Source organism: Streptomyces sp. F001 (genome assembly GCF_004187715.1).
GTDB lineage: Bacteria > Actinomycetota > Actinomycetes > Streptomycetales > Streptomycetaceae > Streptomyces > Streptomyces flavusporus.
Map to the genome: position 1 here is coordinate 1 of NZ_QZWF01000002.1, position 23,661 is coordinate 23,661.

The 23,661-nt window shown below is 72.4% G+C and carries 25 protein-coding genes and 1 pseudogene; 15 read left to right on the forward strand and 11 right to left on the reverse strand.

Annotated elements, in window-relative coordinates:
- The 7 genes from StrepF001_RS07575 to StrepF001_RS07605 form a co-directional block, all read left to right on the forward strand.
- On the forward strand, nt 1–525 hold a 525-nt coding region (locus StrepF001_RS07575; protein ID WP_276322802.1), incomplete at its 5' end, for an enolase C-terminal domain-like protein.
- Complete coding sequence (locus StrepF001_RS07580; RefSeq protein WP_129797547.1) at nt 509–1,750, forward strand: MFS transporter; 1,242 nt, start codon at nt 509–511, stop codon at nt 1,748–1,750. The genes StrepF001_RS07575 and StrepF001_RS07580, both read left to right, overlap by 17 nt.
- Nucleotides 1,751–1,758: 8 nt before the next feature.
- Nucleotides 1,759–2,556, forward strand: a complete 798-nt coding sequence (locus StrepF001_RS07585) for a class I SAM-dependent methyltransferase (RefSeq protein ID WP_129797548.1) — start codon at nt 1,759–1,761, stop codon at nt 2,554–2,556.
- Between the two features lie 30 nt (nt 2,557–2,586).
- Nucleotides 2,587–4,158: an ABC transporter substrate-binding protein gene (locus StrepF001_RS07590; RefSeq protein WP_129797549.1), complete on the forward strand. Its 1,572-nt coding sequence runs from the start codon at nt 2,587–2,589 to the stop codon at nt 4,156–4,158.
- Nucleotides 4,155–5,108, forward strand: a complete 954-nt coding sequence (locus tag StrepF001_RS07595; RefSeq protein WP_129797550.1) for an ABC transporter permease — start codon at nt 4,155–4,157, stop codon at nt 5,106–5,108. Before StrepF001_RS07590 ends, StrepF001_RS07595 begins: the two co-directional genes overlap by 4 nt.
- Nucleotides 5,105–5,935, forward strand: coding sequence for an ABC transporter permease subunit (locus tag StrepF001_RS07600; RefSeq protein WP_129797551.1), 831 nt, complete (start codon nt 5,105–5,107; stop codon nt 5,933–5,935). Before StrepF001_RS07595 ends, StrepF001_RS07600 begins: the two co-directional genes overlap by 4 nt.
- On the forward strand, nt 5,932–7,494 hold the full coding sequence (locus tag StrepF001_RS07605) for an ATP-binding cassette domain-containing protein (RefSeq protein ID WP_129797552.1): 1,563 nt from the start codon (nt 5,932–5,934) through the stop codon (nt 7,492–7,494). Before StrepF001_RS07600 ends, StrepF001_RS07605 begins: the two co-directional genes overlap by 4 nt.
- 35 nt (nt 7,495–7,529) lie before the next feature.
- Here StrepF001_RS07605 and StrepF001_RS07610 read toward each other — a convergent pair whose 3' ends face one another.
- Entirely contained in the window at nt 7,530–9,362 is a 1,833-nt protein-coding gene (locus tag StrepF001_RS07610) for a glycoside hydrolase family 15 protein (protein ID WP_129797553.1), read from the reverse strand.
- 117 nt (nt 9,363–9,479) lie between these two features.
- A complete protein-coding gene (locus StrepF001_RS07615) occupies nt 9,480–10,259 on the reverse strand; it encodes a DeoR/GlpR family DNA-binding transcription regulator (RefSeq protein WP_129797554.1) in 780 nt (259 codons plus the stop codon).
- 124 nt (nt 10,260–10,383) lie between these two features.
- On the opposite strand from StrepF001_RS07615, the gene StrepF001_RS07620 reads away from it, so the two are divergent.
- On the forward strand, nt 10,384–11,259 hold the full coding sequence (locus tag StrepF001_RS07620) for a sugar isomerase (RefSeq protein ID WP_129797555.1): 876 nt from the start codon (nt 10,384–10,386) through the stop codon (nt 11,257–11,259).
- Nucleotides 11,260–11,279: 20 nt separating this feature from the next.
- Nucleotides 11,280–12,143: a ketose-bisphosphate aldolase gene (locus StrepF001_RS07625; protein ID WP_129797556.1), complete on the forward strand. Its 864-nt coding sequence runs from the start codon at nt 11,280–11,282 to the stop codon at nt 12,141–12,143.
- Here the strand turns inward: StrepF001_RS07625 and StrepF001_RS07630 are convergent.
- Nucleotides 12,133–13,266: a methyltransferase gene (locus tag StrepF001_RS07630; RefSeq protein WP_129798370.1), complete on the reverse strand. Its 1,134-nt coding sequence runs from the start codon at nt 13,264–13,266 to the stop codon at nt 12,133–12,135. The genes StrepF001_RS07625 and StrepF001_RS07630 overlap by 11 nt on opposite strands.
- 69 nt (nt 13,267–13,335) lie before the next feature.
- On the opposite strand from StrepF001_RS07630, the gene StrepF001_RS07635 reads away from it, so the two are divergent.
- On the forward strand, nt 13,336–14,073 hold the full coding sequence (locus StrepF001_RS07635; protein ID WP_129797557.1) for an alpha-ketoglutarate-dependent dioxygenase AlkB: 738 nt from the start codon (nt 13,336–13,338) through the stop codon (nt 14,071–14,073).
- 27 nt (nt 14,074–14,100) lie between these two features.
- Nucleotides 14,101–15,345 carry an ROK family protein gene (locus StrepF001_RS07640; protein WP_129797558.1) on the forward strand — a complete coding sequence of 415 codons (1,245 nt, stop codon included), beginning with the start codon at nt 14,101–14,103 and terminating at the stop codon, nt 15,343–15,345.
- 3 nt (nt 15,346–15,348) lie between these two features.
- Here StrepF001_RS07640 and ilvY read toward each other — a convergent pair whose 3' ends face one another.
- On the reverse strand, nt 15,349–16,209 hold the full coding sequence (gene ilvY, locus StrepF001_RS07645; RefSeq protein WP_129797559.1) for an HTH-type transcriptional activator IlvY: 861 nt from the start codon (nt 16,207–16,209) through the stop codon (nt 15,349–15,351).
- A gap of 90 nt (nt 16,210–16,299) precedes the next feature.
- On the opposite strand from ilvY, the gene StrepF001_RS07650 reads away from it, so the two are divergent.
- Nucleotides 16,300–17,769, forward strand: a complete 1,470-nt coding sequence (locus tag StrepF001_RS07650; RefSeq protein WP_129797560.1) for a ketol-acid reductoisomerase — start codon at nt 16,300–16,302, stop codon at nt 17,767–17,769.
- Here the strand turns inward: StrepF001_RS07650 and StrepF001_RS07655 are convergent.
- The 4 genes from StrepF001_RS07655 to StrepF001_RS07670 form a co-directional block, all read right to left on the reverse strand.
- The gene (locus StrepF001_RS07655; RefSeq protein ID WP_129797561.1) at nt 17,766–18,197 is read right to left on the reverse strand and encodes a tautomerase family protein; all 432 of its coding nucleotides are present in this window, start codon (nt 18,195–18,197) and stop codon (nt 17,766–17,768) included. The genes StrepF001_RS07650 and StrepF001_RS07655 overlap by 4 nt on opposite strands.
- A gap of 18 nt (nt 18,198–18,215) precedes the next feature.
- Nucleotides 18,216–18,392 (reverse strand): DUF1272 domain-containing protein, encoded by a 177-nt coding sequence (locus StrepF001_RS07660; protein ID WP_129798371.1) that lies wholly within the window; start codon nt 18,390–18,392, stop codon nt 18,216–18,218.
- Between the two features lie 96 nt (nt 18,393–18,488).
- Nucleotides 18,489–19,067 (reverse strand): DUF4865 family protein, encoded by a 579-nt coding sequence (locus tag StrepF001_RS07665; protein WP_129797562.1) that lies wholly within the window; start codon nt 19,065–19,067, stop codon nt 18,489–18,491.
- 12 nt (nt 19,068–19,079) lie between these two features.
- A complete protein-coding gene (locus StrepF001_RS07670; RefSeq protein WP_165396192.1) occupies nt 19,080–19,652 on the reverse strand; it encodes a TetR/AcrR family transcriptional regulator in 573 nt (190 codons plus the stop codon).
- A 167-nt stretch (nt 19,653–19,819) separates the two neighbouring features.
- Between StrepF001_RS07670 and StrepF001_RS07675 the strand changes: the two genes are divergently transcribed.
- Nucleotides 19,820–20,107 carry an SHOCT domain-containing protein gene (locus StrepF001_RS07675; protein WP_129797563.1) on the forward strand — a complete coding sequence of 96 codons (288 nt, stop codon included), beginning with the start codon at nt 19,820–19,822 and terminating at the stop codon, nt 20,105–20,107.
- A pseudogene (locus StrepF001_RS07680) lies at nt 20,089–20,391 on the forward strand (ABC transporter substrate-binding protein); the annotation flags it as partial. The gene StrepF001_RS07675 and the pseudogene StrepF001_RS07680, both read left to right, overlap by 19 nt.
- A gap of 72 nt (nt 20,392–20,463) precedes the next feature.
- Here the strand turns inward: StrepF001_RS07680 and StrepF001_RS07685 are convergent.
- On the reverse strand, nt 20,464–20,988 hold the full coding sequence (locus tag StrepF001_RS07685) for an ATP-binding protein (protein ID WP_206306786.1): 525 nt from the start codon (nt 20,986–20,988) through the stop codon (nt 20,464–20,466).
- Between the two features lie 421 nt (nt 20,989–21,409).
- Complete coding sequence (locus StrepF001_RS07690; protein ID WP_129796417.1) at nt 21,410–21,733, reverse strand: hypothetical protein; 324 nt, start codon at nt 21,731–21,733, stop codon at nt 21,410–21,412.
- 308 nt (nt 21,734–22,041) lie between these two features.
- Between StrepF001_RS07690 and StrepF001_RS07695 the strand changes: the two genes are divergently transcribed.
- The gene (locus tag StrepF001_RS07695) at nt 22,042–23,166 is read left to right on the forward strand and encodes a PLP-dependent cysteine synthase family protein (RefSeq protein ID WP_129797564.1); all 1,125 of its coding nucleotides are present in this window, start codon (nt 22,042–22,044) and stop codon (nt 23,164–23,166) included.
- Between the two features lie 4 nt (nt 23,167–23,170).
- Here the strand turns inward: StrepF001_RS07695 and StrepF001_RS07700 are convergent, their stop codons facing one another.
- Nucleotides 23,171–23,641, reverse strand: coding sequence for an SRPBCC family protein (locus StrepF001_RS07700; RefSeq protein ID WP_129797565.1), 471 nt, complete (start codon nt 23,639–23,641; stop codon nt 23,171–23,173).
- Nucleotides 23,642–23,661 lie beyond the last annotated feature (20 nt).

Below are 23,661 nucleotides of genomic sequence, written 5' to 3' on the forward strand. Positions count from 1 at the left end.
CCGGTGGCCTCGGCAGCGCGCGGGTGCGGTATCTCCACGGGGCGCCGGGCCGCGCAGGCCGCAGCCCTGTTGCCACGGTTCGCCGACCTCGGTGTCGAGGCCGTCGAACAGCCCGTCGCCCCCGGCGACCCCGAGGCGCTGGGCGCCCTCGCCGAGCGCTCCCCGCTGCCCGTCATCGCCGACGAGGACGCCGTGGACCTCGCGGACGCCCGCCGACTGGCCGGACGTGTGCACGGCGTCAACGTCAAGCTCGCCAAGTGCGGCGGCGTCCACGCCGCCCTGCGCATCGCCGAGGCCATCGAGGGCAGCGGCACCGCGCTGATGCTCGGCTGCCTGACCGCCAGCACCCTCGGCCTCGCCCCCGCCGTCCACCTCGCCGACCGCGCCCGCTGGGCCGACCTCGACGGGCATCTGCTGCTCGCCCACGACCCGTGGACCGGAATCGGCGGCGCGGACGGGTTCGTACGGGCCGGTGACCTGCCGGGGCTCGGCATCGAGGAGGTGGCGCATGAAAACGTGGCATGAGATGCGGCAGTTCCCGCTCGCCGTCCGCCTCCTGCTGGTCAACCAGCTCGGCGTCAACACCGGCTTCTACCTCCTCATCCCCTATCTCGCCACCCACCTCACCGAGAACCTCGGCATGTCCGCGGCCGTCGTCGGCATCGTCCTCGGTGTCCGCAACCTCAGCCAGCAGGGCCTGTTCATCATCGGCGGCTCCGCCTCCGACCGGCTCGGCGCACGCGGCGTGATCATCGCCGGCTGCGCCCTGCGCACCGTCGGGTTCGGGCTGTTCGCCCTCGGCGACGGACTGGCCGTACTGCTCGCGGCGTCCGTGCTCAGCGGGCTGGCCGGCGCCCTGTTCAACCCGGCCGTGCGGGCCTACCTCGCGCAGGAGGCGGGGGAGCGCAAGGCCGAGGCGTTCGCGCTGTTCAACGTGTTCGCCACGACCGGCGCGCTGATCGGCCCGCTCCTCGGCAGCCTGCTCCTCCTCGTCGACTTCCGCACGTCCGCGCTCACCGCCGCCGCTGTCTTCGCCGCGCTCACCGTCGCCCAGGCGCTGGTGCTGCCCGCGCGGGAGGTCGAACCGAGCAGGAGCGGGATCGTCGCCGACTGGCGCGAGGTGGTCGGCAACCGGGCGTTCCTGGCGTTCGCGCTCGCCATGGTCGGCATGTTCACCCTGGAGAACCAGCTCTACCTGCTGCTGCCGTCCGGCGCCCGGCAGGCCACCGGCTGGGACGGCGCGGCCGGCCTCGTCTTCCTCGTCGGCACACTCGTCAACCTCACCCTGCAACTGCGGCTCACCCGTGCCCTCAAGGAGCGGGGCAGCAGAGCCCGTTGGATCAGTGCCGGACTCCTGCTGATGGGGCTGGCGTTCCTCCCGCCGGCACTCGTCGCCGGCAGCAGCTCCGACGGGCTCCTCGACGCGCTACCGGTCCTGCTCGGCACCCTGCTGCTCTACGTCGGCGTCATGATCGCTTCGCCGTTCGTCATGGAACTGATCCCCGGCTTCGGCCGCCCCGAGCTCACCGGCACCTACTACGGCATCTTCTACGTCGTCTCCGGCATCGCCGCCGCCCTCGGCAACACCGTCGTCGGCTGGGCCATGGACACCGGGGAGCACGGCGCCGAATGGCTGCCCTGGGTGTGCTGCGCCCTGTTCGGGCTCGCCTCCGCGCTCGGCGTCGCCTGGCTGCACCGGCTGAACGCACTGCCGGCCCCGCCGAAGCCCGCCGTACCCGCCGCGGCCTGAGGAGAGACATGTCCCCTACGACAACTGCGCGCAACCTCCTCACCGACAACCCCGAGCTGTACGAGGCCCGTTTCCCCGACCCGGACCGCCTGGCCGGCCGCTGGACCGAGGACTGCCTGCGCCGGCACGGCGCCGGCCCGCGCGTGCTGGACATGGGCTGCGGCACGGGCCGCGATGCGGCGTTCCTGCACAGCACCGGGCGCACCGTCACCGGGGCCGACCTCTCCGAGGCGATGCTCGGGTACGCCCGTGTCCATCACCCCGGGCCCGCATACGTCCGCGCCGACCTGCACGGCTTCGACCTGGGCACGTTCGATGCGGTGGTGTGCCTGGACAGCGCGCTGCTGTACTGCCACACCAACGACCAGCTCGACGGCTTCCTCGCCTCCTGCCGACGGGCCCTCGGACCGGGCGGCCTGCTGGTCGCGGAGATGCGCAACGGCGCCTATTTCCTGGGCCGTACGGACCTGCTCGACCGGCCCAGGGTCAACCAGTTCACCTGGCGGGGCACGGAGTACCGCTCCAGCACCACGCTCACGGTCGACCGCACCGCCCAACTCCTGCGCCGTACGCGCATCTGGACGGCCGACGACGGCTCCGCGCCCGTCGAACAGCGCTCGGCGTGGCGGCTGCTGTTCCCGCAGGAGCTGCGCCACTTCCTGACCGCCCACGGCTTCGAGGTCCTCGGCCTGTACGACGGCCCGGGACCGCGTACCGAACCCCCCTGGCGCGAGGGCGAGTTGCCCGGCGCGAGCACCGACGCGGACCGGCTGCACGTCGTCGCGCGTCTGAACACCCCCCACTGACCTGTCCCGTCTCTCCCCAAGGAATTCCTCATGCACGACGAACGCTTCCCAGGCCTGCGCCGCCGCGGCTTCCTCGCCGCCACCGGCGCCGCATCCCTCGGCGCGCTCGCCCTCACCGGCTGCGGCTCCTCCGACAGCCCCGGCGCCAGCGAGGGCGACGGCAAGCCCAGGCGCGGCGGACGGCTGCGCGCCGCCTTCGCCGGAGGCGGCGCCAGCGAGACCCTCGATCCGCATCTCGCGAACCTCTTCGTCGACGTGGCCCGCGCCAAGGCGCTGTTCGACAAGCTCGCCGACTACGGCGCCGACCTGTCCGCCGAACCCCGCCTCGCCACCAAGTGGGAGTCGAACAAGACGCTGGACCGCTGGCAGGTCACCCTGCGCAAGGCCACCTTCCACGACGGCAAACCGGTCACCGCCCAGGACGTGCTCTACAGCTACCGCCGGATCGCCGACCCCAAGCAGGCGTTCCGCGCCAAGGCGTCCCTGGAGCCCATCGACCTCGACGCCAGCCGCGCCACCGGCGAGCGGAGCATCGAGTTCGTGCTCAAGCGGCCGACCGCCGAATTCCCCAACATCCTGGCCGCGTTCGGCGCGTACATCGTGCCCGAGAACGCCACCGACTTCGACAGAAAGCCCATCGGCTCCGGCCCCTTCCGGTTCGTGTCCTTCACCCCCGGCCGCTCCGCCGTCGTCCGCCGCTACGACGACCACTGGGAGGGCGCCCCCTACCTCGACGAGCTCGAGTTCCTCGTCGCCAACGAGGAGTCCGCGCGCGTCAACGCCCTCCTCGGTGGCCAGGTCGAGTACGCCCACGAGCTCAACCCCACCACCGCCCGCGCGCACGAGAACCAGGGTCAGATCGAGATCGTGCGCCTGCGCAACAGCGCCATGCAGGCCTTCACGATGAAGACCGACCGGGCGCCCTTCGACGACCAGCGGGTGCGGCAGGCGTTCTTCCTCATCGCCGACCGAAAGGAACTCGTCGACGGCGCCCTGTCCGGGGCGGGCGAGGTCGGCAACGACCTGTTCGGCAAGGGCTACGAGTACTACGCCGACGGTCTGCCGCAGCGCGAGCAGGACCTCGACAGGGCCCGCGCCCTGCTGAAGCAGGCGGGCGCCGAGAACCTCAAGGTCACCCTCGACACCTCGGCCGTCGCCGCCGGGTTCACCGAGGCCGCCGGCATCTTCCGCGACCAGGCGAAGAAGGCGGGCGTCACCGTCGAGGTCAGGATGGGCAGCAAGGACTCGTACTGGAGCGACATCCTCGACTCCGGCACCCTCGCCTGCTACCGCTCCGGCGCCATGCCCATCGAGGCGCACATCTCCCAGCGGCTGCTCACCGACTCCACCACCAACGCCACCAAGTGGCAGCACAAGGACTTCGACGCGCTCTACCAGCAGGCCCAGTCCACCCGGGACAAGACCGAACGGGCCGCCGTGTACGAGCGCATGCAGCGCCGCCTGCATGCCGAGGGCGGCTTCCTGGTGTGGGGCTTCGCCGACTGGATCCTCGGTACCGCCCGCACCGTCAAGGGGGTGGAACGCAACGCCCCCGCCAACACGCTCGACTGGGCGCGGTTCGACAAGGTGTGGCTGGCGTGAGCGGACTGCGCTCCTTCGTCGCCCGGCGGCTGCTCCTCGGCGCCCTGCAGACCGTGGCCGTGGTGCTGCTGGTCTTCGCGCTCACCGAGGCGCTGCCGGGCGACGCCGCGGTCGCCCTCGCCGGCGACCAGCCGGACCCGGCGCGGATCGAGGCGATCCGGGAGGCCATGGACCTGGACCGGCCGGCGCACGAGCGGCTGGCCGACTGGGCGGCGGGCCTGCTGCACGGCGACTTCGGCACCTCGCTCGCCTCCGGCCGGCCGGTCGGCCGGTACATCAGTGACGGCCTCGGCCCGACCCTGCTGCTGGCCGCGCTCACCGTCGTGCTGCTCGTGCCGATCGGCTTCGGCCTCGGCGTGCTGGCCGCGCGGCACGCGGGCCGGCTGATCGACCGGCTCGTCAGCTCGGTGACGCTCGCCGTGTACGCGATCCCCGAATTCGCCCTCGGGGTGCTGCTGGTGACCGTGCTCGCGCTCCAGCTGGGCTGGCTGCCACCGACCGCCGTAGGCTACGGCACCGACCTGCTCGCCCACCCCGCGGTACTCGTCCTGCCGGTGCTCGTGCTGCTGTCCCGGCCGGTCTGTTCACTGGCCCGGCTGGTGCGGGCCGGGATGGTCGACGCGCTGGCCGCGCCGTACACGGTGCACGCCCGCCGCTACGGCGTCGCCGGCATCCGCGTCCGCTACGCGCACGCCCTGCCGGGCGCCCTCGCTCCGGCCGCGCAGCAACTCGCCCGCACCATCGACTGGCTGCTGTGCGGCGTCATCGTCGTGGAGGCCCTCTACGTGATCCCCGGACTCGGCACCGTCCTGCTCAACGCCGTCGCCGAACGCGACGTGCCCGTGGTGCAGGGCCTCGCCGTGGTGTTCGGCGTCCTGACCGTCGTCCTCAACCTGGGCGCCGACCTCGTCGCCCACCGGTTCGCGCCACGGGCGGGGGTGGCCGCGTGAGGTTCACGGGGAGATTCGCGCTCGGCGTCGCCGTCATCGGCGTACCTCTCGTCCTCGCCCTGCTGGGGCCGCTGTTCGCCGGCGATCCGGGGCCGCGCGCCACGTCGTTCACGCTCGGGGACGGCCACTGGCTGGGCACCGATTTCGTGGGCAGGGACGTGTGGCAACAGGTGCTGCACGGAGGCCGGCCCGTGGTGGTGACCGCGCTCGCGGCGACCGCGCTGGCGTATGCCGTGGCGCTGCCCCTCGGTCTGCTCAGCGCGCTCACACACCGGAGGTGGCTGGAGGAGCTCCTGATGCGGCCCCTGGACGTGCTGCTCGCCGTGCCGTCGCTGCTGTTGATCCTGCTGGTGGCGTCGGTGTTCGAGCCGGGTGCGGTCGGGCTGGCGCTGCTGGTCGCGGCGGTCAACATCCCGGACGCGGCCAGGATCGTGCGGGCCGCCGCCGCGGAGGCCGCCGCACGGCCTGCCGTCGAGGCGCTGCGCATGCAGGGCGAGACCTGGTGGCGGATGGCGGTCGGTTACGTCGGCCGTGCCACGCTGCGCACGCTCGCCGCGGACGCGGGTGTCCGGCTCACCGGCGTGCTCTACCTGGTGGCGACGGCCGCCTTCCTGGGCGTCGGCGTCGCACCGGACGCCGCCGACTGGGCGGTCATGGTGGACCGCAACCGCATCGGCCTGGCCGTGCAGCCCTGGGCCGTGGTGGTGCCCGCCCTGCTGATCATCGCCCTGACGACGGGCAGCAACCTGCTCTTCGACGCCGCACTGGACCAGCGCGGAACAGCCGCGTCGAGCCACCGCAGCACAGACAAGGAACGACGGCCGTGACCCAGGAGCTGAACCGAGTGGATCCCGTCGCGCAGATCGCGAACCTGCGGGTCGAGATCGACGGCCGGGCGATCGTCGACGGAGTGAACCTGCGGGTCCTGCCCGGCAGGGTGACCGCGCTGGTCGGCGCGTCCGGCAGCGGAAAGACCACCACGGGCCTGGCGTTGCTCGGCGAGTACCCGTCCGGCGCCCGGGTCACCGGGGACGTGCGGGTGCCGGAGGGCGGCCTGGTGGGGTACGTGCCACAGCACCCGGCGGCCGTCCTCAACCCCGCCCGCCGGGTCTGCGCCCTCCTGAACGACATCGCCCGCACCCAGGTGCGTCACCTGCCGCGCCGCGAGCGCAGGGCAGCCACCCGCGAACTCCTGCTCCGGGCCCTGGCCGACGCCCAACTCCCCGACGCCGAAGCCCTGTTGCGCCGTTTCCCCCATCAGCTGTCCGGCGGTCAGCAGCAGCGTGTCGTCCTCGCCCAGGCGCTCCTGCTCGGCGCCCGGGTCATTGTCGCGGACGAACCCACCACGGGCCAGGACGCACTGACCAAGTCCCGTATCGTCGACCAGCTGTCCGCGGTCGCGGCGAAGGGCATCGCGGTGGTTCTGCTCAGCCACGACCTCGACGTCGTCCGCGCACTCGCCGACGACGTCCTGGTGATGCGGGCGGGGCAGGTGGTGGAGTCGGGCCCGCCCGAGCGGCTGTGGCTCGCGCCCCGGCACGAGTGGACCCGCCGGCTGCTCGACGCACGGGCACCGGGCCCGCAGCACGAGCCGCCCCCGATTGCGGCACAAGCGGTCCTGCACGTACGGGACATGACGGCACGTCACCGAGACGGCGACCGCGGTACGACGGTGGCGGTGCGCGTACCCGAGCTCACCGTGCAGGCCGGTGAATGCCTGGCCGTCGTCGGCCGCTCCGGCAGCGGCAAGACCACCCTCGCCCGCTGTCTGGCCGGACTCCACCGCGACCACAGCGGAGAGATTCTGCTCGACGGCCGCCCGCTCCCGCACAGTCTGCGGCAGCGCGACCGTGACCAGTTGGCGGCCGTGCAGTACGTCTTCCAGGACGCCCGCGCCGCCTTCGACGACTACCGGCCCGTCCTCGACCAGGTCGCCCGGACCGCCGTACGCCTGCGCGGTGCCGACGCGGAGACGGCCGAGGCGGAGGCCCTGGCCACGCTCACCCGCCTCGGCCTGCCGGAGGAACTGGCGAGCCGCCGCCCCGCCCGGCTCTCCGGCGGCGAACTCCAGCGCGCAGCCCTGGCCCGCGCCCTGCTCGCCCAGCCCCGGGTGCTGCTCTGCGACGAGATCACCTCCGGCCTCGACACGGTCACCCGCCGCGGCCTCCTCGACGTCCTCGCGGGCCTGCTCCGCGACCGCGACGACCTCTCCCTGGTCCTCATCACCCACGACCTGGACACCGCTCGACTTGCCCACCGCATCGCCGTCCTGGATGCGGGCGAACTGGTCGAACAGGGCCCGGCCCCGCGGGTGCTCACCGAGCCCCGACACCCCTTCACCGTCTCCCTCATGGAGACGACGGCACGCCTGGCGGCCGGGACGTGACAGCGCGGCGCCGGCCGCGGGGCCCGGCCGGCCGGTCAGCCGAGGGCCTTGTCCAGGTTGAAGGCCGCGCTGATCAGGGCGAGATGAGTGAACGCCTGCGGGAAGTTGCCCTGTTGCTCGCCCGTGTGGCTGATCTCCTCGGCGTACAGGCCCAGATGGTTGGCGTAGGTGAGCATCTTCTCGAACGCCAGCCGCGCCTCGTCCACCCGTCCGGCGCGGACCATCGCCTCCACGTACCAGAACGAGCAGATGGAGAACGTCCCCTCGTCGCCGCGCATACCGTCGGGGCTGGCCTGCGGGTCGTAGCGGTAGACCAGGGAGTCGGACACCAGCTCGTTGGTGAGGGCGTCCAGGGTGGCCAGCCACTTGGGATCCGTGGGCGCGATGAACTTCGACAGCGGCATCATCAGCACGGCCGCGTCGAGTACCTCGCCGTCCTCGTGCTGGACGAAGGCCTGGCGCTGCTCGGACCAGCCGCGGCGCATGATCTGGCGGTAGATCGTGTCGCGGCACTGCCGCCACCGGGGAAGATCGGCGGGCAGCCCGCGCCGGTTGGCCATCCGGATCGCCCGTTCGATCGCCACCCAGCACATCAGCCGCGAGTACAGGAAGTTCTTGCGGCCGCCGCGGGTCTCCCAGATGCCCTCGTCCGGCTGGTCCCAGTGGCAGCACACCCAGTCGACCAGCGCGCAGACGTCGTCCCACTGGTCGCTGGAGATGGGTTGCGCCCACTTGTCGTACAGGTAGATCGAGTCGATGAGCGCGCCGTAGATGTCGAGCTGGAGCTGCTCGGCGGCGCCATTGCCGACCCGCACCGGCGCGGAGCCCTCGTACCCTTCCAGATGGTCGAGCTCGCGCTCGGGCAGGTCGGTGCGCCCGTCGATGCCGTACATGATCTGCAGCGGGCCGGCGTGGCAGCCGGCGCCCGGACTGATGTGCCGGGTCACGAACTTCATGAACGCCTCGGCCTCGCTGGTGAAGCCCAGCCGCAGCAGCGCGTACACGCAGAAGGCGGCGTCGCGCACCCAGACGTACCGGTAGTCCCAGTTGCGTTCGCCGCCGAGCTGTTCGGGCAGGCTCGTCGTCGCCGCCGCCACGATCGCGCCGGTGGGCGCGTACGTGAGCAGCTTCAGCGTGAGCGCGGAGCGGTGCACCATCTCCCGCCAGCGGCCCCGGTACTTCGAGGCGGACAGCCAGCGGCGCCAGTAGGCCACCGTCTCGCCGAACTGCTCCTCCGCCTCCATGTGCGGGCACCGGCGGGGCGTCACATCGCCCCCGACCCGGTCCAGCGCGAACACCGCCGACTCGCCCTCGGCGAGCTTGAAGTCCGCCCACGCGTCGGGACCGTCGGCCTCGAGCGGCACGGTGGCGGTCAGCGCCAGGGACAGGTCCTCGGAGTCGAAGACGGCCACGTCGCCGACCATCCGCAGGGTGTGCGGCCGGGCCCCGTAGTCGAACCGGGGCGCCACCCGCGCCTTGAACGGCAGGGAACCGCGCACGCACATCACACGCCGGATCAGCCGGTGCCGCTCGGCCTCGGTCGACTCGCCGCTGATCGGCATGAAGTCCTGCACCTCGCCGACGCCGTCCTCGGTGAAGAACCGGGTGATCAGGACGTTGGTGTCGGGGAAGTAGAACTGCTTGGTCCGCCCGGGCACGCTCGCCGCCAGCTCGAAGGTGCCGCCCCGCTCCGCGTCCAGGATCGAGGCGAACACGCTCGGCGCGTCGAAGGCCCCGCAGCAGTACCAGTCGATCGTGCCGTCGGTGCCCACCAGGGCCACGCTCCGCAGATCGCCGATCAGCCCGTGTTCGGCGATCGGCAGATACCGTGAGCGCCCGAACCCCTCGTCCCTCGGTGTCTCGGCCATCACAGCCTCCCTCGCCCGGTGCGGCCGGCGCGGTTCCAGCTTAGGCGCGATCGAACACAGGGGCGTCGTGAATCGAGGGTCCGGTACGCAGACGGCGCGAATCGGGAGTCCGGTCGATCACACCGCGAGGACCGCGACCCCCGCCTCCTCGAACCGCCGCACTGTGTGCTCGTCCACCGCCGTGTCCGTGACCAGGGTGTCCACCGTCTCCGCGGCGCAGATCCGGGCGAACGCCCGGCGGCCCAGCTTGCTGGAGTCCGCGGCGACGACCACACGCTCGGCACGCTCGCACAGCAGCCGGTTGATCGACGCCTCCGCCTCGTCGTGCGCCGCCGCGCCGTGCACCACGTCCAGGGCGACGACACCGAGCACCGCCACGTCGAGGGTGATCTGGCTGAGCACGCCGTCGGCGAGCGGACCGATGAGCTCGTACGACTGCGCCCGCGCCACCCCGCCCGTCACCACGATCTTGAACTGGGGGCGGACGGCCAGCTCGTTGGCGATGTTGAGCGCGTTGGTGACCACGGTGAGCGCGGGCGAGCCGGCGGCGAGGTCGCTGCGCACGGCCAGGGCCCGGGCCACTTCGGTGGTGGTCGTGCCGCCGGTCAGCCCCACCGCCTCGCCGGGGGCGACGAGATCGGCCACGGCCTTGGCGATGCGCTGCTTCTCGGAGGCGTGCCGGGCGGTCTTGTAGCGCAGGGGAAGCTCGTACGACACGCCGTGCACGACCGCTCCGCCCCGGGTGCGGACCAGCATCTGCTGCTCGGCGAGCTGGTCGAAGTCACGGCGGATCGTCGCGGCCGAGACCGCCAGCTCGGCAGCCGCCTCCTCGACGTCCAGTCGGCCGCGCTCGACGAGCAGCTCCAGCAGCGCCTTCCAGCGGGCGTCGCGCGACATCCGCACCCTCCGTCCGTTCCTCGTTCTGCGGCGACCCTAGCGCACCTGACTGTGCGCGAAATGCTTGCTGATGCTCGAAAGTGGGGAGTAACTTGCAAGAACAATCATCAGGGAGGGGTGTCGCATGACGCATGTCGAGGACGAGCTGCGCAGCCAACCGGAGTGCTGGACCCGCGCCGCGTCCCTGGCGGCGCGGCACGGGGGCGCGCTGCCCGCACCGGGGGAGCGGGTCGCGATCGTCGGCTGCGGCACGTCGTACTTCATGGCGCAGGCCGCGGCGGCCCTGCGCGAGGGCGCGGGTGAGGGCGAGACGGACGCCTTCGCGGCCTCGGAGTTCCCGTACGGCCGCCCGTACGACCGGGTCGTCGCCCTCACCCGCTCCGGCACCACCACCGAGGTGCTGGACCTGCTCGGAAAGGTGAGCGGCCCCACCCGGACGACCGCGATCACCGCCGACCCGAGCACGCCCGTGACGGACGCCGCCGACGACGTCGTCGTGCTCGACTTCGCGGACGAACGGTCCGTCGTGCAGACGCGCTTCGCGACCACCGCGCTGACCCTGCTGCGCGCCCGCCTCGGACTGCACACCGAGGCCGTCGTCGCCGACGCCCGCACCGCGCTGGCCGCCGAGCTGCCCGAAAGCCTCGTGGACTGCGGCCAGTTCACCTTCCTCGGCCGCGGCTGGACCGTGGGCCTGGCGCACGAGGCCGCCCTGAAGCTGCGGGAGGCGGCCCAGGCGTGGACCGAGTCCTACCCGGCGATGGAGTACCGGCACGGACCCATCAGCATCACCACGCGCTCCACCGCGACCTGGATGCTCGGTACGGCGCCGGAAGGGCTCCCCGAGCAGGTGCGGGCCACCGGTGGCCGATGGATGGCGGGCGGCCTCGACCCGCTCGCCGAGCTGGTCCGCGTACAGCGGCTCGCGGTCGCCGTGGCCCGAGCCCGAGGCCTGGACCCGGACCGGCCCCGCCACCTCACCCGCTCGGTGATCCTCTGAGCCGCCCGCAAGGAGCAGCCGTGCCCCTCGTGACCACCGGTGCACTCGTCACCCGCGCGGCCGCGGCCCGAGCCGCCGTCGCCGCCTTCAACATCATCACCCTGGAGCACCTCGAGGCGGTCGTCGCGGGCGCCGAGTCCGTCGGCGCACCCGTCGTCCTCCAGGTCAGCGAGAACGCGGTCAGGTTCCGCCACGGACGACTGCTCCCGCTCGCCCGCGCGGCCGTCGCCGCCGCCGAACGGGCCGCCGTACCCGTCGCGTTGCACCTCGACCATGTGCAGAGCGACGCCCTGCTGCGGCAGGCACCGGACGCCGGGTTCAGTTCCGTGATGTACGACGCGTCCCGGCTGCCGTACCAGGAGAACCTGGCCGCGACCCGGGCCGCCGCCGACTGGGCGCACGCCCAAGGGCTCTGGATCGAGGCCGAGTTGGGCGAGGTCGGCGGCAAGGACGGACGGCCGCCGCTGGACGCCCACGCGCCCGGCGCGCGCACCGACCCCGCCGAGGCCCGCGCCTTCGTCACCGACTCCGGCGTGGACGCCCTGGCCGTCGCCATCGGCAGCACGCACGCCATGACCACCCGCACCGCCACCCTCGACCACGCCCTCCTCAAACGCCTCTCCGGCACCTTGGACGTCCCCCTCGTCCTGCACGGCTCCTCGGGTGTCCCGGACGACGAACTGACGGCGGCGGTCGCCGGCGGCATCACCAAGGTCAACGTCGGCACCGCACTCAACATCGCCATGACCGGCGCGATCAGGGAGTTCCTCACCGCCCACCCCCAGGCGGTCGACTCGCGCAGCTATCTGAGCGTGGGCCGGGAGGCGATGGCACGCGCGGTGGCACGGATCATCACCACGCTCCGCCGGCCGACTACCGCTTGACGGCCTTCAGGACCACGAACTTCGGATCACTGGCGACCAGCGAGCTGTTGCCGAACAGCCGCCGCAGCTTGACGTGATACCCGAGGTGCCGGTTGCCGATCACCCACAGCTCGCCGCCCGGCCGCAGGGCGCGCCGCGCGCCGGTGAACATCCGCCACGCCGTCGCATCGGTCGTCGCCTGGTGCGAGTGGAACGGCGGATTGTTCAGCACCAGGTCGACACTGCCGGAGGGCACGCCGGCCAGCCCGTCCCCGACCCGGAACTCGGCGTGCCCGGGCACGCCGTTCGCCTTGTACGTCGCCTCCGCCGACGCCGCGGCCTGGAACGACTCGTCGACGAACAGCACCTCGGCCTCGGGGTTCGCCACCGCCACCGCCGTACCGACGACACCGTTCCCGCAGCCCAGATCCACGACCCGCCGCGGGCCGCGCGTGTCCGGCAGGTGGTTCAGGAGGAAGCGGGTGCCGATGTCCAGCCGGTCGGCGCAGAAGACGCCCGCATGGTTGACGGCGGTGTGCCCGGACACCGGACCGATGCCGCCGGGCAGCACGTAGCTGTACGGCCACGGGTTGTCGGGCCGGACGAGGGACGGATCCGGCGTGCAGAAGATCAGCCGGGCCTTCTTCTCGGCGAGCGAGGTACGGGTCGGGCCGAGGATCCGCTCGAACAGGTTCAGCGTCGAGGTGTGGATCTCCTTCACCATGCCGGCGCCCACGACGACCGTGCCCGGGTGCACGGCGGGCGCCAGCCGCAGCAGCTGGTCCTCCAGCAGCGCCAGGCTCTTCGGCACCCGCACCAGCAGCACGTCCACCCGGTCGGGCGGCGGATCCTGGGTGGTGAGCAGGCGAACTGTGCCGGGCTCGACGCCACCCCGGGCGAGGTTCGCGCGGGTCGCCTCCTGCGTCAGGAACGAGTCCGTGATCTGCACCGGCCTGTGCGCCGCCAGCGCGGTCACCAGTGCGCCCCAGCGGTCGCCGAGCACCACGACCGTGCCGGACAGCGGCACGCCCTCGCTCGCGAGGTGTCGCAGCAGGTACTCGTCGGAGGCGTCCCAGGCACGCAGGCGGTCACGGGGGTCCTCGGGAAAGCGAGTCAGTGCGAGCTCGCCCCAGGGCGTCGTCATACGGTCGTTCATCGTGCCGTCAAGGCTAACCGAGCCGCAGCTCAGGGCCGGTGCGGGAGGATGGACGGCATGGAGGCCGAGCTGTTCCCCAGGAACCGTACGGAGATCGCGCCGGGTGCGGTGCACGTGCCGGACTGGCTCGACGCGGAGCGTCAGCGCGAGCTGCTGAGCGCCTGCCGGGAATGGGCGCGCCCGCCCGCGGGACTGCGCACGGTCCGCACGCCCGGCGGCGGCACGATGACCGCCCGCCAGGTCTGCCTGGGCCGGCACTGGGGCGTTGTACGGAGGTGCCCGAACTGCGGTCGAGCCGTACGGGACAACCCCGAGTGCCCTGGCCGGCACGGGTACCCGTACGCCTACGCCCGCACGGTCGTCGACGGAGACGGCGCCCCCGTGAAGCCGTTCCCGGCGTGGCTCGGTGAGCTGGGCCGGCGCGCGGTGGCCGACGCGCTCGGCGCACAGGCGGCCACGGGAGCCGCGTACGACATCGCGCTGATCAACTTCTACGACGGCGACGCCCACATGGGCATGCACCGCGACAGCGACGAGAAGTCCGCCGCGCCGGTGGTGTCCCTGAGCCTCGGTGACACCTGCGTCTTCCGGTTCGGCAACACCGAGACCCGGGCCCGGCCCTACACGGACGTCGAGCTGCGCAGCGGTGATCTGTTCGTGTTCGGCGGGCCGTCGCGGATGGCGTACCACGGGGTGCCGCGGGTGCATGCCGGCACCGCACCGCCCTGGCTCGGCCTGGCCGGACGGCTGAACATCACCCTGCGGGTCAGCGGCTTCCCGGCGGACACCGGCTGACGTGCGGATCATGGGAGACTCGCCCTCATGAGCGGCAAGGCGGACCCCCGGCCGGCGGGGGAAGGGACCACCTCGAGGACGCGACTGGACCGGGGGCGCGGCGCGCTCGGGCCCGCGTTGGAGCTCGTGCACACCGGGCGGGCCCCGACCCGGGCCGTGCTCACCGCCGAACTCGGCGTCACCCGGGCCACGGCCGGCGCGGTGGCCGCCGAGCTGGAGGCGTTGGGGCTGATCCGGGTCGACGCCAGGCCGGGTGCCGCCGCCGGTTCCCAGGGCCGCCCCTCGCACCGGCTGGAGCTCGCCGAGGACGGGCCCGTGGCGCTGGCCGCGCAGGTGCACGCCGACGGGTTCCGGGCGGCACTGGTCGGACTCGGCGGGCGGATCGTGGCGACCGCGCCCGGCTGCGAGGTCGTCGACGCCGATCCGGCGAAGGTGCTCGGGTCCGTCGTGGACGCCGGTGCGGAGCTGCTGCGGGAGACCGGGCGGCGGTGCGTGGGCGCCGGTCTCGCGGTTCCGTCGGCGGTCGCGGAGCCGGAGGGCCTGGCGCTGAACCCACTGCACCTGGCGTGGCCGGCGGGCGCGCCCGTGCGGGAGATTTTCGCCGAGTGCGTCCGCGCGGCCGGCGTCACCGGACCGGCCTTCGCGGCCAACGACGTCAATCTCGCCGCGCTCGCCGAGCACCGGCACGGCGCCGGGCGCGGCTCCCGCGACCTGCTGTGCGTGGCCACCGGGCACCGCGGGGTCGGCGGTGCACTGGTGCTCGACGGGCGGCTGCACTCGGGCAGTTCGGGCCTCGCCCTCGAAGTCGGCCACCTCACCGTCAACCCCGAGGGCCGCCCCTGCCACTGCGGCAGCCGCGGCTGCCTCGACGTCGAGGCCGACCCGCTGGCCTTCCTCACGACGGCGGGCCGCGAGCCGGGCCCCGAGGTGTCCCTGCTCCAGCAGGCCAACGACCTGATCCGGCACGAGTACGACGCCCCTGGCGTGCGCGCTGCCGCAGAGGCCCTCATCGACCGCCTCGGCCTCGGACTCGCCGGCCTGGTGAACATCCTCAACCCCGACCGGATCATCCTCGGCGGCCTGCACCGCACCCTCCTGGACGCCGACCCCGACCGGCTGCGCGCGGTCGTCGCCGACCGCAGCCTGTGGGGCCGCAGCGGCGGCGTCCCCATCCTGGCCTGCTCCCTCGACCACAACAGCCTGGTCGGCGCCGCGGAGTTGGCGTGGCAGCCGGTGCTGGACGATCCGCTGGGTGCACTGGCGACGGCGTGACGCCTACGGCGTCCGCTCCGTCAGACTCCACAGCGCCGCCACCGCCGGGCGGCGCAGATCGGTCCGCCGGACGCACAGCCCGATCGGCAACGGCTCCGGCGGCGGACCAGGGGCGGGGACCGCCGACAGCCGGTCGTGCATCGAGCTGTGCTCCAGTACGAGGCGGGGGACCACGCCGGTGCCGCAGCCGAGGGCGACCAGCGTCAACAGCCCTTCGTGGCCGTCCGGTTCGCAGGCCAGCTCGGGAACCCGCCCGCGCCCCCGGAACCAGCGGTCGGCCGCCTCCCGGACCAGGCCCCGGTGCGGCAGCACGAAGGGCCCTTCCAGACCGGAGTCCGGCCGGTCCCGGGCGGTCACGAAGACCAGCTCGGTGACCGCGACCGTCCGGCTCACCAGCGGCTCCGGCAGCCGCGCCGGGATCCCCGCGACCGCCACGTCCACCTCCCCCTCGTCCAGCCGGGCCAGCGCGGCCGCCGCGTCTCCGGTGCGCAGATCCAGCCGTACCTGCGGATGCGTGGCGCGAAACGGCCCCAACAGGTCGGCCAGGAGTGCCTGACAGGCGGTCACCGTGGCGAACACCGTGAGACGGCCGGTGAGTTCGGCCGGGTCGGGATGCTCCTCGCGGTAGGAACGCCACAACTCCAGTGCCTGGACGGCGTAGGCACGGAAGCGATGCCCCTCCGCCGTCAGCGACACCCCGCGCGGACCCCGGTCGAACAGTCGGTGCCCGAGGTCCGCCTCCAGCCGCTGCACGGTCCGGGTCAGCGTCGCGGGACTCACATGACAGTCGAGGCTCGTCCGCCCGAAGTTCAGCGTCTGCGCCAGATGGAGGAAGAGGCGCAGCTCCCGGTGATCGTCGCGCATGCCCTTCGACCTCGCTGTTTCAGGTGACGAAACGGTGCGCTGCATAAGTTGCGCTTGCTGCAACACCAGCGTGGAGCCTACAACTCGACCATGACCTCCACCACCTACACCTCCCGCGTCTTCCCCCTCGAAACGATGAACGTGCCCGGCGGCACCGAGACCATCCTGCGCGGCGGCCGGCACCTCTTCCCGCTGCTGCCGCAGGCCTTCGCCGGCGTCCGCCGCATCGGCGTGATCGGCTGGGGCCCACAGGGCCGCGCCCAGGCCCGCAACCTGCGCGACTCCCTCGCCGGCACCGGCATCCGGGTGGCCGTCGGACTGCGCCCCGGCTCCCGCTCGGCCGCCGACGCCCGCGCCCACGGCTTCACCGAGGAGGACGGCACGCTCGGCGACTGGCTCGCCGTCACCGCCGAGAGCGACCTGGTGATCCTGCTGATCGCCGACGCCGCGCTCGCCGCCCACCACCCGGAGATCTTCGCCGTCCTGAAGCCGGGCGCCGTCATCGGCCTCTCGCACGGCTTCCTGCTCGGCCACCTGCGGGAGACAGGCGCCCAGTTCCCGCAGGGCCACGGGGTGATCGCCGTGTGCCCCAAGGGGATGGGTGACTCCGTGCGCAGGCTCTACGAGCAGGGCGCCGATATCAACGGCGCCGGAATCAACAGCAGTTTCGCCGTGCACGCCGACCCCGACGGCCGGGCCGTCGACCTCGCGCTCGGCTGGTCGGTGGCGCTGGGCTCGCCGTACACCTTCCGCACCACGCTCGACAGCGAGTACCTGTCGGACATCGTCGGCGAGCGCGCCATCCTGCTCGGCGCCGTGCACGGCATCGTCGAGAGCCTGTACGCCCGTTACCGCCTCGCCGGGGACGACGAAGTGACGGCGTACGAGCGCTCGTGCGAGAACGTCACCGGCCCGATCGCCCGCACGATCTCCCGGGCCGGCCTGAGGGCGGTGCGCGAGGGCCTGGACGCCGTAGGCCGGGACGTCTTCGACCGCGCGTACACGGCGACCTACGGACCCGCGCGCGAGATCGTCGCCGAGATCTACGACGAGGTCGCCGACGGCACCGAGCTGCGCAGCGTTATCCTGGCCGAACAGCGGCTCGGCACGCGCAGGGTGAGCCGGATCGGCGGCTCGCCGATGTGGGCCGTGAGCGAGCGGGCGCACGCCCGGCGGGCCGAACGGGAGCTGCCCGTCGACCCGTTCACCGCCGGGGTGTTCGTCGCCACCATGACGGCCCAGGTCGACGAGTTCGCCGAGCGGGGCCACCCCTGGTCGGAGATCGTCAACGAATCCGTCATCGAGGCCGTCGACTCACTGTTGCCCTACATGCACGCCCGGGACGTGGCCTACATGGTCGGCAACTGCTCCCGCACGGCGCGCCTCGGCGCCCGCCGCTGGGGCCCGCGCTTCCAGGCGGCGTACGAGCAGATCGCCTACCCGGCCGCCGAACTCCCCGCGGACATCGCCCTGTTGAGCGCCTTCGACACCCACCCCGTGCATGAGGCTCTGGCCGCGGCGGCAAAGCTCCGACCGTCCGTGGACATTGCCGTGGCCTAGGACGACGGTCCGGTGAGGGTGGGGGAATCGACGGGCGCGGGGCTGTCGGCGTACTGCGCGACCCCCTCGCCGAACGACCAGTCGACGGGCTCGTTCTCGAGCAGGTTGACGAACACGTTCCGCGGCTCGGTCCCCGCGTACTCGTGGGCGAGTTCTGCTGTCCGCCGGAACAGCGCCTGCTTCTGCGCGGGTGTCCGCCCGGAGCGCATCGTGATCGTGACGAACACGAGGCCGTCGTCCCGGCGGATGCCGAGATAGCCGTCGTCGTAGCGCAGGGTGTTTCGGCTGCCGTCATGACCGACCAGCACCTGGAACCGGTCGTCGGCCGGAATCCCGATGGCCTCCACCAGGGCGTCGTGCACGGCACGGCCGAGGGCCTCCAGCCGCTCGGGGTCGGATCCGAGGGCATCGATGCGGACGAAGGGCATGTGTGGGGGTCCTCCTTGTCAGGAACGGCGAGGTCTGGGGACCAGCTCGCCACCGCAGTTGGGACAGACGTCCCGCATCGCTTCGCTGCACGGCACACAGAAGGTGCACTCGTACGAGCAGATGCGGGCGGGCGCGTCGAGCGGCAGCGCCGCCGTCTCGCAGCGCTCACAGCGATCGCGCATCTCCAGTGCCATGTCCTTGCCTTTCGTCACCTCCGCAGACCATGGCGGCCTGTCACCTCCCATCCTCTGCACGGTCGTCATGGCCGAAAGTGGCCTTTGGGTCAGAGATCAACATGATCGGGCCAGCCGATCGCGTCCCGGCGCGGACATGCGCAGTACCTCGAACACATCGCCCTCGGTCTTGGGCGTGTCGTGTTCCCACAGAGAGAAGTGGACGAGCTCCCAGTGACCTGTGTCCACGGCGGCCGCCGCCAGCACCGCACCGTCCTTGCCGGCCAGCCGCCCGGTCTCCCGCACCGCCTCCGCCATGACCTCGCTCAACAGTCCGTCGGTCGGAACCCGTCGGCGCCGCCGCACCGCTGTCCGAGCGGAGGAGTGGGCGGCGCCGCCCTCCTCGTACGCCAGCCCGGTCCACTGCCGGACCGACGGCCGCCCGAAGTCGTCGGCGATCCCTTGGAAGGGGCCTCCCCAGAGGAAGGAGTTCATGCCCGCCACGGTGTTCCAGAGATAGAACGGCGCGTACTGGTTGACCGGCGATCCGTGCACACCTCGCTCGCGCATCAGATACGTCTTGAAGCCCAGGCCCTGCCACTCGTCGAGCAGGTGCCCCTTGCGCGCGACGCGCCGGCGGATGATCTTCATGTCGTAGTCGGCGGGCAGAGTGAGTTCGTACTGCATCGCGTGCATCGGGCCGCCTTCCTAGCGCGGTGAGAGAAGGGAGAGCAGACCCCGGACGCCCGCATCGAAGGCGGCGGGCGAACCGGACGCGCGGGCGAGGACGTAGCCGCCCTGGACGGTTGCGACGATCGTCGCCGCGATCGACTCACCGTCGAGCCCGGGCGCGAACTGGCCCTGCTCCTTGCCCTCCTCGACGATCCCGGCGAGCCGTTCACGCAGCCAGTCGATCGTCTCGTCGACGGGCGCCCGCAGGTCGTCGTTCGCGATGACGTCCGGGTCCATCGTCAGCCGCCCTATCGGACAGCCGCGCAGCACATCGCGCTCGCGCCGCAGATACGCCTCGATGCGCTCGTACGGCGTTCCCCGACCGTCGAGTACTCCCGCGGCGGTAGCCCGCATCTCCTCGGCGGTCCGCCGGATTGCGGCCAGGGCGAGATCCGGCTTCCCCTTGAAGTGGTGGTACATGCTGCCCTGCCCGGCGCCCGCGCGCTCCAGGATGGCTTTGGGGCTGGTGCCCACATAGCCGCGCTCCCACAGCAGTTCCCGGGTGGACTCGATCAGTCGGTCCGAGGTGCTCATGCCGTCACTGTACATACTAGTAGTTACAGAAATCGAGCCCTCTGGAGCAGCGGAACCGGCCCTGCGTACTCCCCGTGAGGTACCCGCACTGCCGCTGGCCGTACGACGACCCGGAAGCCCCTGCGGCGCGAGTCTCGAGGCATCGACGAAAGATCCGATGACGCGACTGGAGATGACTCGAGATGCAGACCCTCGCACACTGGGACGGCGGCCCCGGCCCGTGGATCCTTCTCTTCCCGCTGATCTGGGCGGCAGTGATCGTCGGCGCCGTCACCGTCCTGCGCCGCACCGTCGGGCGCGGCCGTCGCGCACCGTGGCGCGGGGTGGACGACAGCCGCCCGACCGGCGACTCGCCCATCGCCGTCCTCGGCCGCCGCTTCGCTTCCGGCGAGATCGACGAGGACGAGTACTGGCGCAGGCTGTCCGTGCTGGACGAGCAGTTCGGCCGTACGGACAGGGGCGGGCGCTGACCGTCACCGACCCCGTCGCCTTGGAGCGCACCTTCGAACTCGGCACCGTGCGGGGCTCCCTGGACGCCCTTGGCGCCGACGGCATCGCGATCACCGAGAGGGAAGCCGACAAGCAGGCCCTCATCCTCGGCGACACGGCCCGGCTCACCTTCACCGACGGCCGGAGCGAGACCTTCACCGTCCGCGCGGTGTACGGGCAGTCCGAACTCGCGGGGGACTACGTCGTCACCCGCGCCGCCTGGGCGCCGCACCGCATCCAGGACTCCGACACGCTCGTCAACGTGCTGCGCGCCATCGCGGCGGAGCGACGGGCCTCGGTCCTGCGGTGACTTCGCCGAGGCCCTCTCACCGCCCGGTCAGCCGACAACGGCCGACCGGGCGGGAGCGTGTTCGGGCGTACGGCCGACGGGTTCGGCCTCCGCGAACCCGGGTGCGGGCTCCGAGGCCGTGCGGCGGGCCGGGCGTGGGGGCGCCTTCACCGGGGGCGAGGCCGTCGGCAGCGTGAACCAGACGACCTTGCCCTGGTCGCCGTCGGGCCGCACCCCCCAGCTCTCGCTCATCGCCGCCACCATCGCGAGACCGCGCCCGCAGGTGGCCAGCGGATCCGCGTCCGCCACCACCGGGAGGCGGGGGTCGCGGTCGCGCACCGACACCATGAGGCGGTCGAGCAGCAGCTCGATCTCCACGGTGCAGGTCTTGTCGGGTTGGGCATGCCGGTGGACGTTCGAGAGCAGTTCGGTCACACCGAGCGCCGCTCGGTCTATCAGGGCATCCAGATGCCAGTAGCGCAACTGTGCAGATACGATTCTGCGGACCTGGCCGATCCGCGACGGCAGGGCTTGGAGCTCCACCGTGCAGTGCCTGCGTGGGTGACTGATCACGGCTGCGACTCCCCGACGTGAGGTCCGGAAGAACACGGAGTTCGGATCCAGCAGCGCGCCTGCGTGAAACTGCCGCCTGCTGTCGTGGCCGGCGGCTGGTTCGCAGCGTTATCGCCGGTAAACCCAGAGTGACGTGAGACCAGAGTGACGCAGGGGGTCCAGCCGCGCAACTCGCGGCTGTGTGGCGGCCATGGCTCGTCCGAGCGGCTGCGCGGCTCACGTCGACGTGGCCTGCACGACTCAGGCGGGCATGGCTGTCACGGCCCACGTCCGTGGGGCCACCACGGCCCACCGCCGCCGGTCGGCCACCGAGGGCCACCGCGGCTCGGCCGCCCCGCGCCTCCTCGCCTCGCTCGCCCGGCGCCACCGCGGCTCGGCCACCCACCGTCACCCCCGCCGGGCCGCCCCGCCCCGGCGGCGCTCAGCCGTCACGGCGTGCCGCCCTGCGTACGGCCTCGATGAAGCGGCGTGCCGCGGGCGGTCCCGGCTCGCCCGGTGCGGGGTCGTGCTCGCCCAACGTCAGTGAGTAGCGCTTGCCGTTGAGGTCGGCCAGCGCGCGTGCCCCGGAGGCGAACCAGGGCTTCGACGCCCGCACCGCCTGCACCGGTGCGCTGTCGATCTCGCTCCCGTAACTGGTGAGCAACTCCAGCCTGCCGTCGCTGATCCGGACCTGCCCGGCCCGGGTGAGGGAGCGCAGGCCCTTACCGATCCGCACCCCCATGGCCGTGAACTCCGGCTCCGCCATGCCCTCCTGCCCCCTCCTCGCGCGTGGCTTCCTGTCCGGCGTTTTCGTCCCGCGCGGTGCAGTCTGCCCGTCACCGAAGTCGCGCACCAGTGCGCACGTCACCCGGGCATAGGCCACCCGGAGCACTCGCGCGAATGCGCCCCCGAGGGCTTTTGCCGGGGGTGGTGCGCAACGGTCCACCGCGCCTCCAGGGGCGCCTTTGAGCTGCTCAAAGATGCGTTTATGCAGGTGAGAAGCGTGCGGAAGCCTGTTTATGATCGGTGTACCGGCCGCGCCACCCGCCGGACAGGCCCTAAGGAGCCCCCGCCGTGACCACCCCCCAGCAGACCAGGACCGGCGCCACCCTCGACGTCGACCACAGCGACACCGTCTACCGCGGCTGGCTGAAAGAGGCCGTCCGCAAGGTGCAGGCCGACGCCAACCGTTCTGCCGACACCCACCTCCTCCGGTTCCCGCTGCCGGACCACTGGGGCATCGACCTGTACCTCAAGGACGAGTCGACCCATCCCACCGGCAGCCTGAAGCACCGGCTCGCCCGCTCGCTCTTCCTCTACGGCCTGTGCAATGGCTGGATCCGGCCGGGCCGCCCGGTGATCGAGGCCTCCAGCGGCTCCACGGCAGTCTCCGAGGCGTACTTCGCGAAGCTGATCGGCGTGCCCTTCATCGCCGTCATGCCCCGCACGACGAGCGCCGAGAAGTGCCGCCTGATCGAGTTCCACGGCGGGCAGTGCCATTTCGTGGACGACCCGCGCACGATGTACGAGGAGTCCGCCCGCCTCGCGGCCGACACGGGCGGCCACTACATGGACCAGTTCACCTACGCGGAACGCGCCACGGACTGGCGCGGCAACAACAACATCGCCGAATCCATCTTCCGCCAGCTGGAGTTGGAGCGGTTCCCGCAGCCCGCGTGGATCGTCGCCACGGCCGGCACCGGCGGCACCTCGGCGACCATCGCGCGCTACGTCCACTACATGCAGTCCGACACGCGCGTGTGCGTCGCCGACCCGGAGAACTCGTGCTTCTTCGAGGGCTGGACCACCGGCGATCCGGACGTCACCTGCGACTCCGGCTCCCGCATCGAGGGCATCGGTCGGCCACGTATGGAACCGAGCTTCGTGCCCGGCGCCATCGACCGGATGATGAAGGTGCCCGACGCGGCCGGTATCGCCGCCGTGCGCGCCCTGGAACAGGCCATCGGCCGCAAGGCGGGCGGCTCGACCGGCACCGGTCTGTGGAGCGCCCTGAAGATCGTCGCCGAGATGGTGGCGGACGGGCGTACGGGCAGCGTGGTCACCTTGCTGTGCGACCCCGGGGACCGCTACCTGGACAAGTACTACTCGGACACCTGGCTCGCCGAGCAGGGACTGGACATCACGCCGTACACGGCGGCGATCGGGACACTGCTCGCCACAGGCCGCTGGCCGGACTGAGCGCTCACCGTGCGAGCCGCCGGTCCAGCGCCGTCACGGCGTCCTTGAACGCGCGCCCCAGGCCCGCCCGCGCCAGCCCGAGCACGAGGCGGAACACCGGCGTCCCGTCGGCGGCGAACGTCCACTGCACGCGCGTGCCGGCACCGGCCGGCGTGAGCCGCCACTCCTCGACGAGCGCACGGGCCCCCGGCGTGTTGGTCTCGTCGACGCGGTACGCGTACACCTCGGGCTCCTTGGCCACCAGGATCGTCTCCGCGAACTGCGTACCACCTTTGAGCCGGATCTCCCGTCCGGCGCCGTCGTCGGTGGGCCGGGCCAGCGTCACTGCTGAGAACCACTGCGTCCAGCCGGGCACGTCCTCGGCGAGCGCACGGAAGACCGTCTGAGGGGGAGCGGTGATCTCGCGGGCGAAGACCAGCCGTACGGGCGCGGCCCGGACGAAGTCGACCTCCACCGGACGCAGACGGCGAGCCATGCGAAACCCCCTGTACGGCA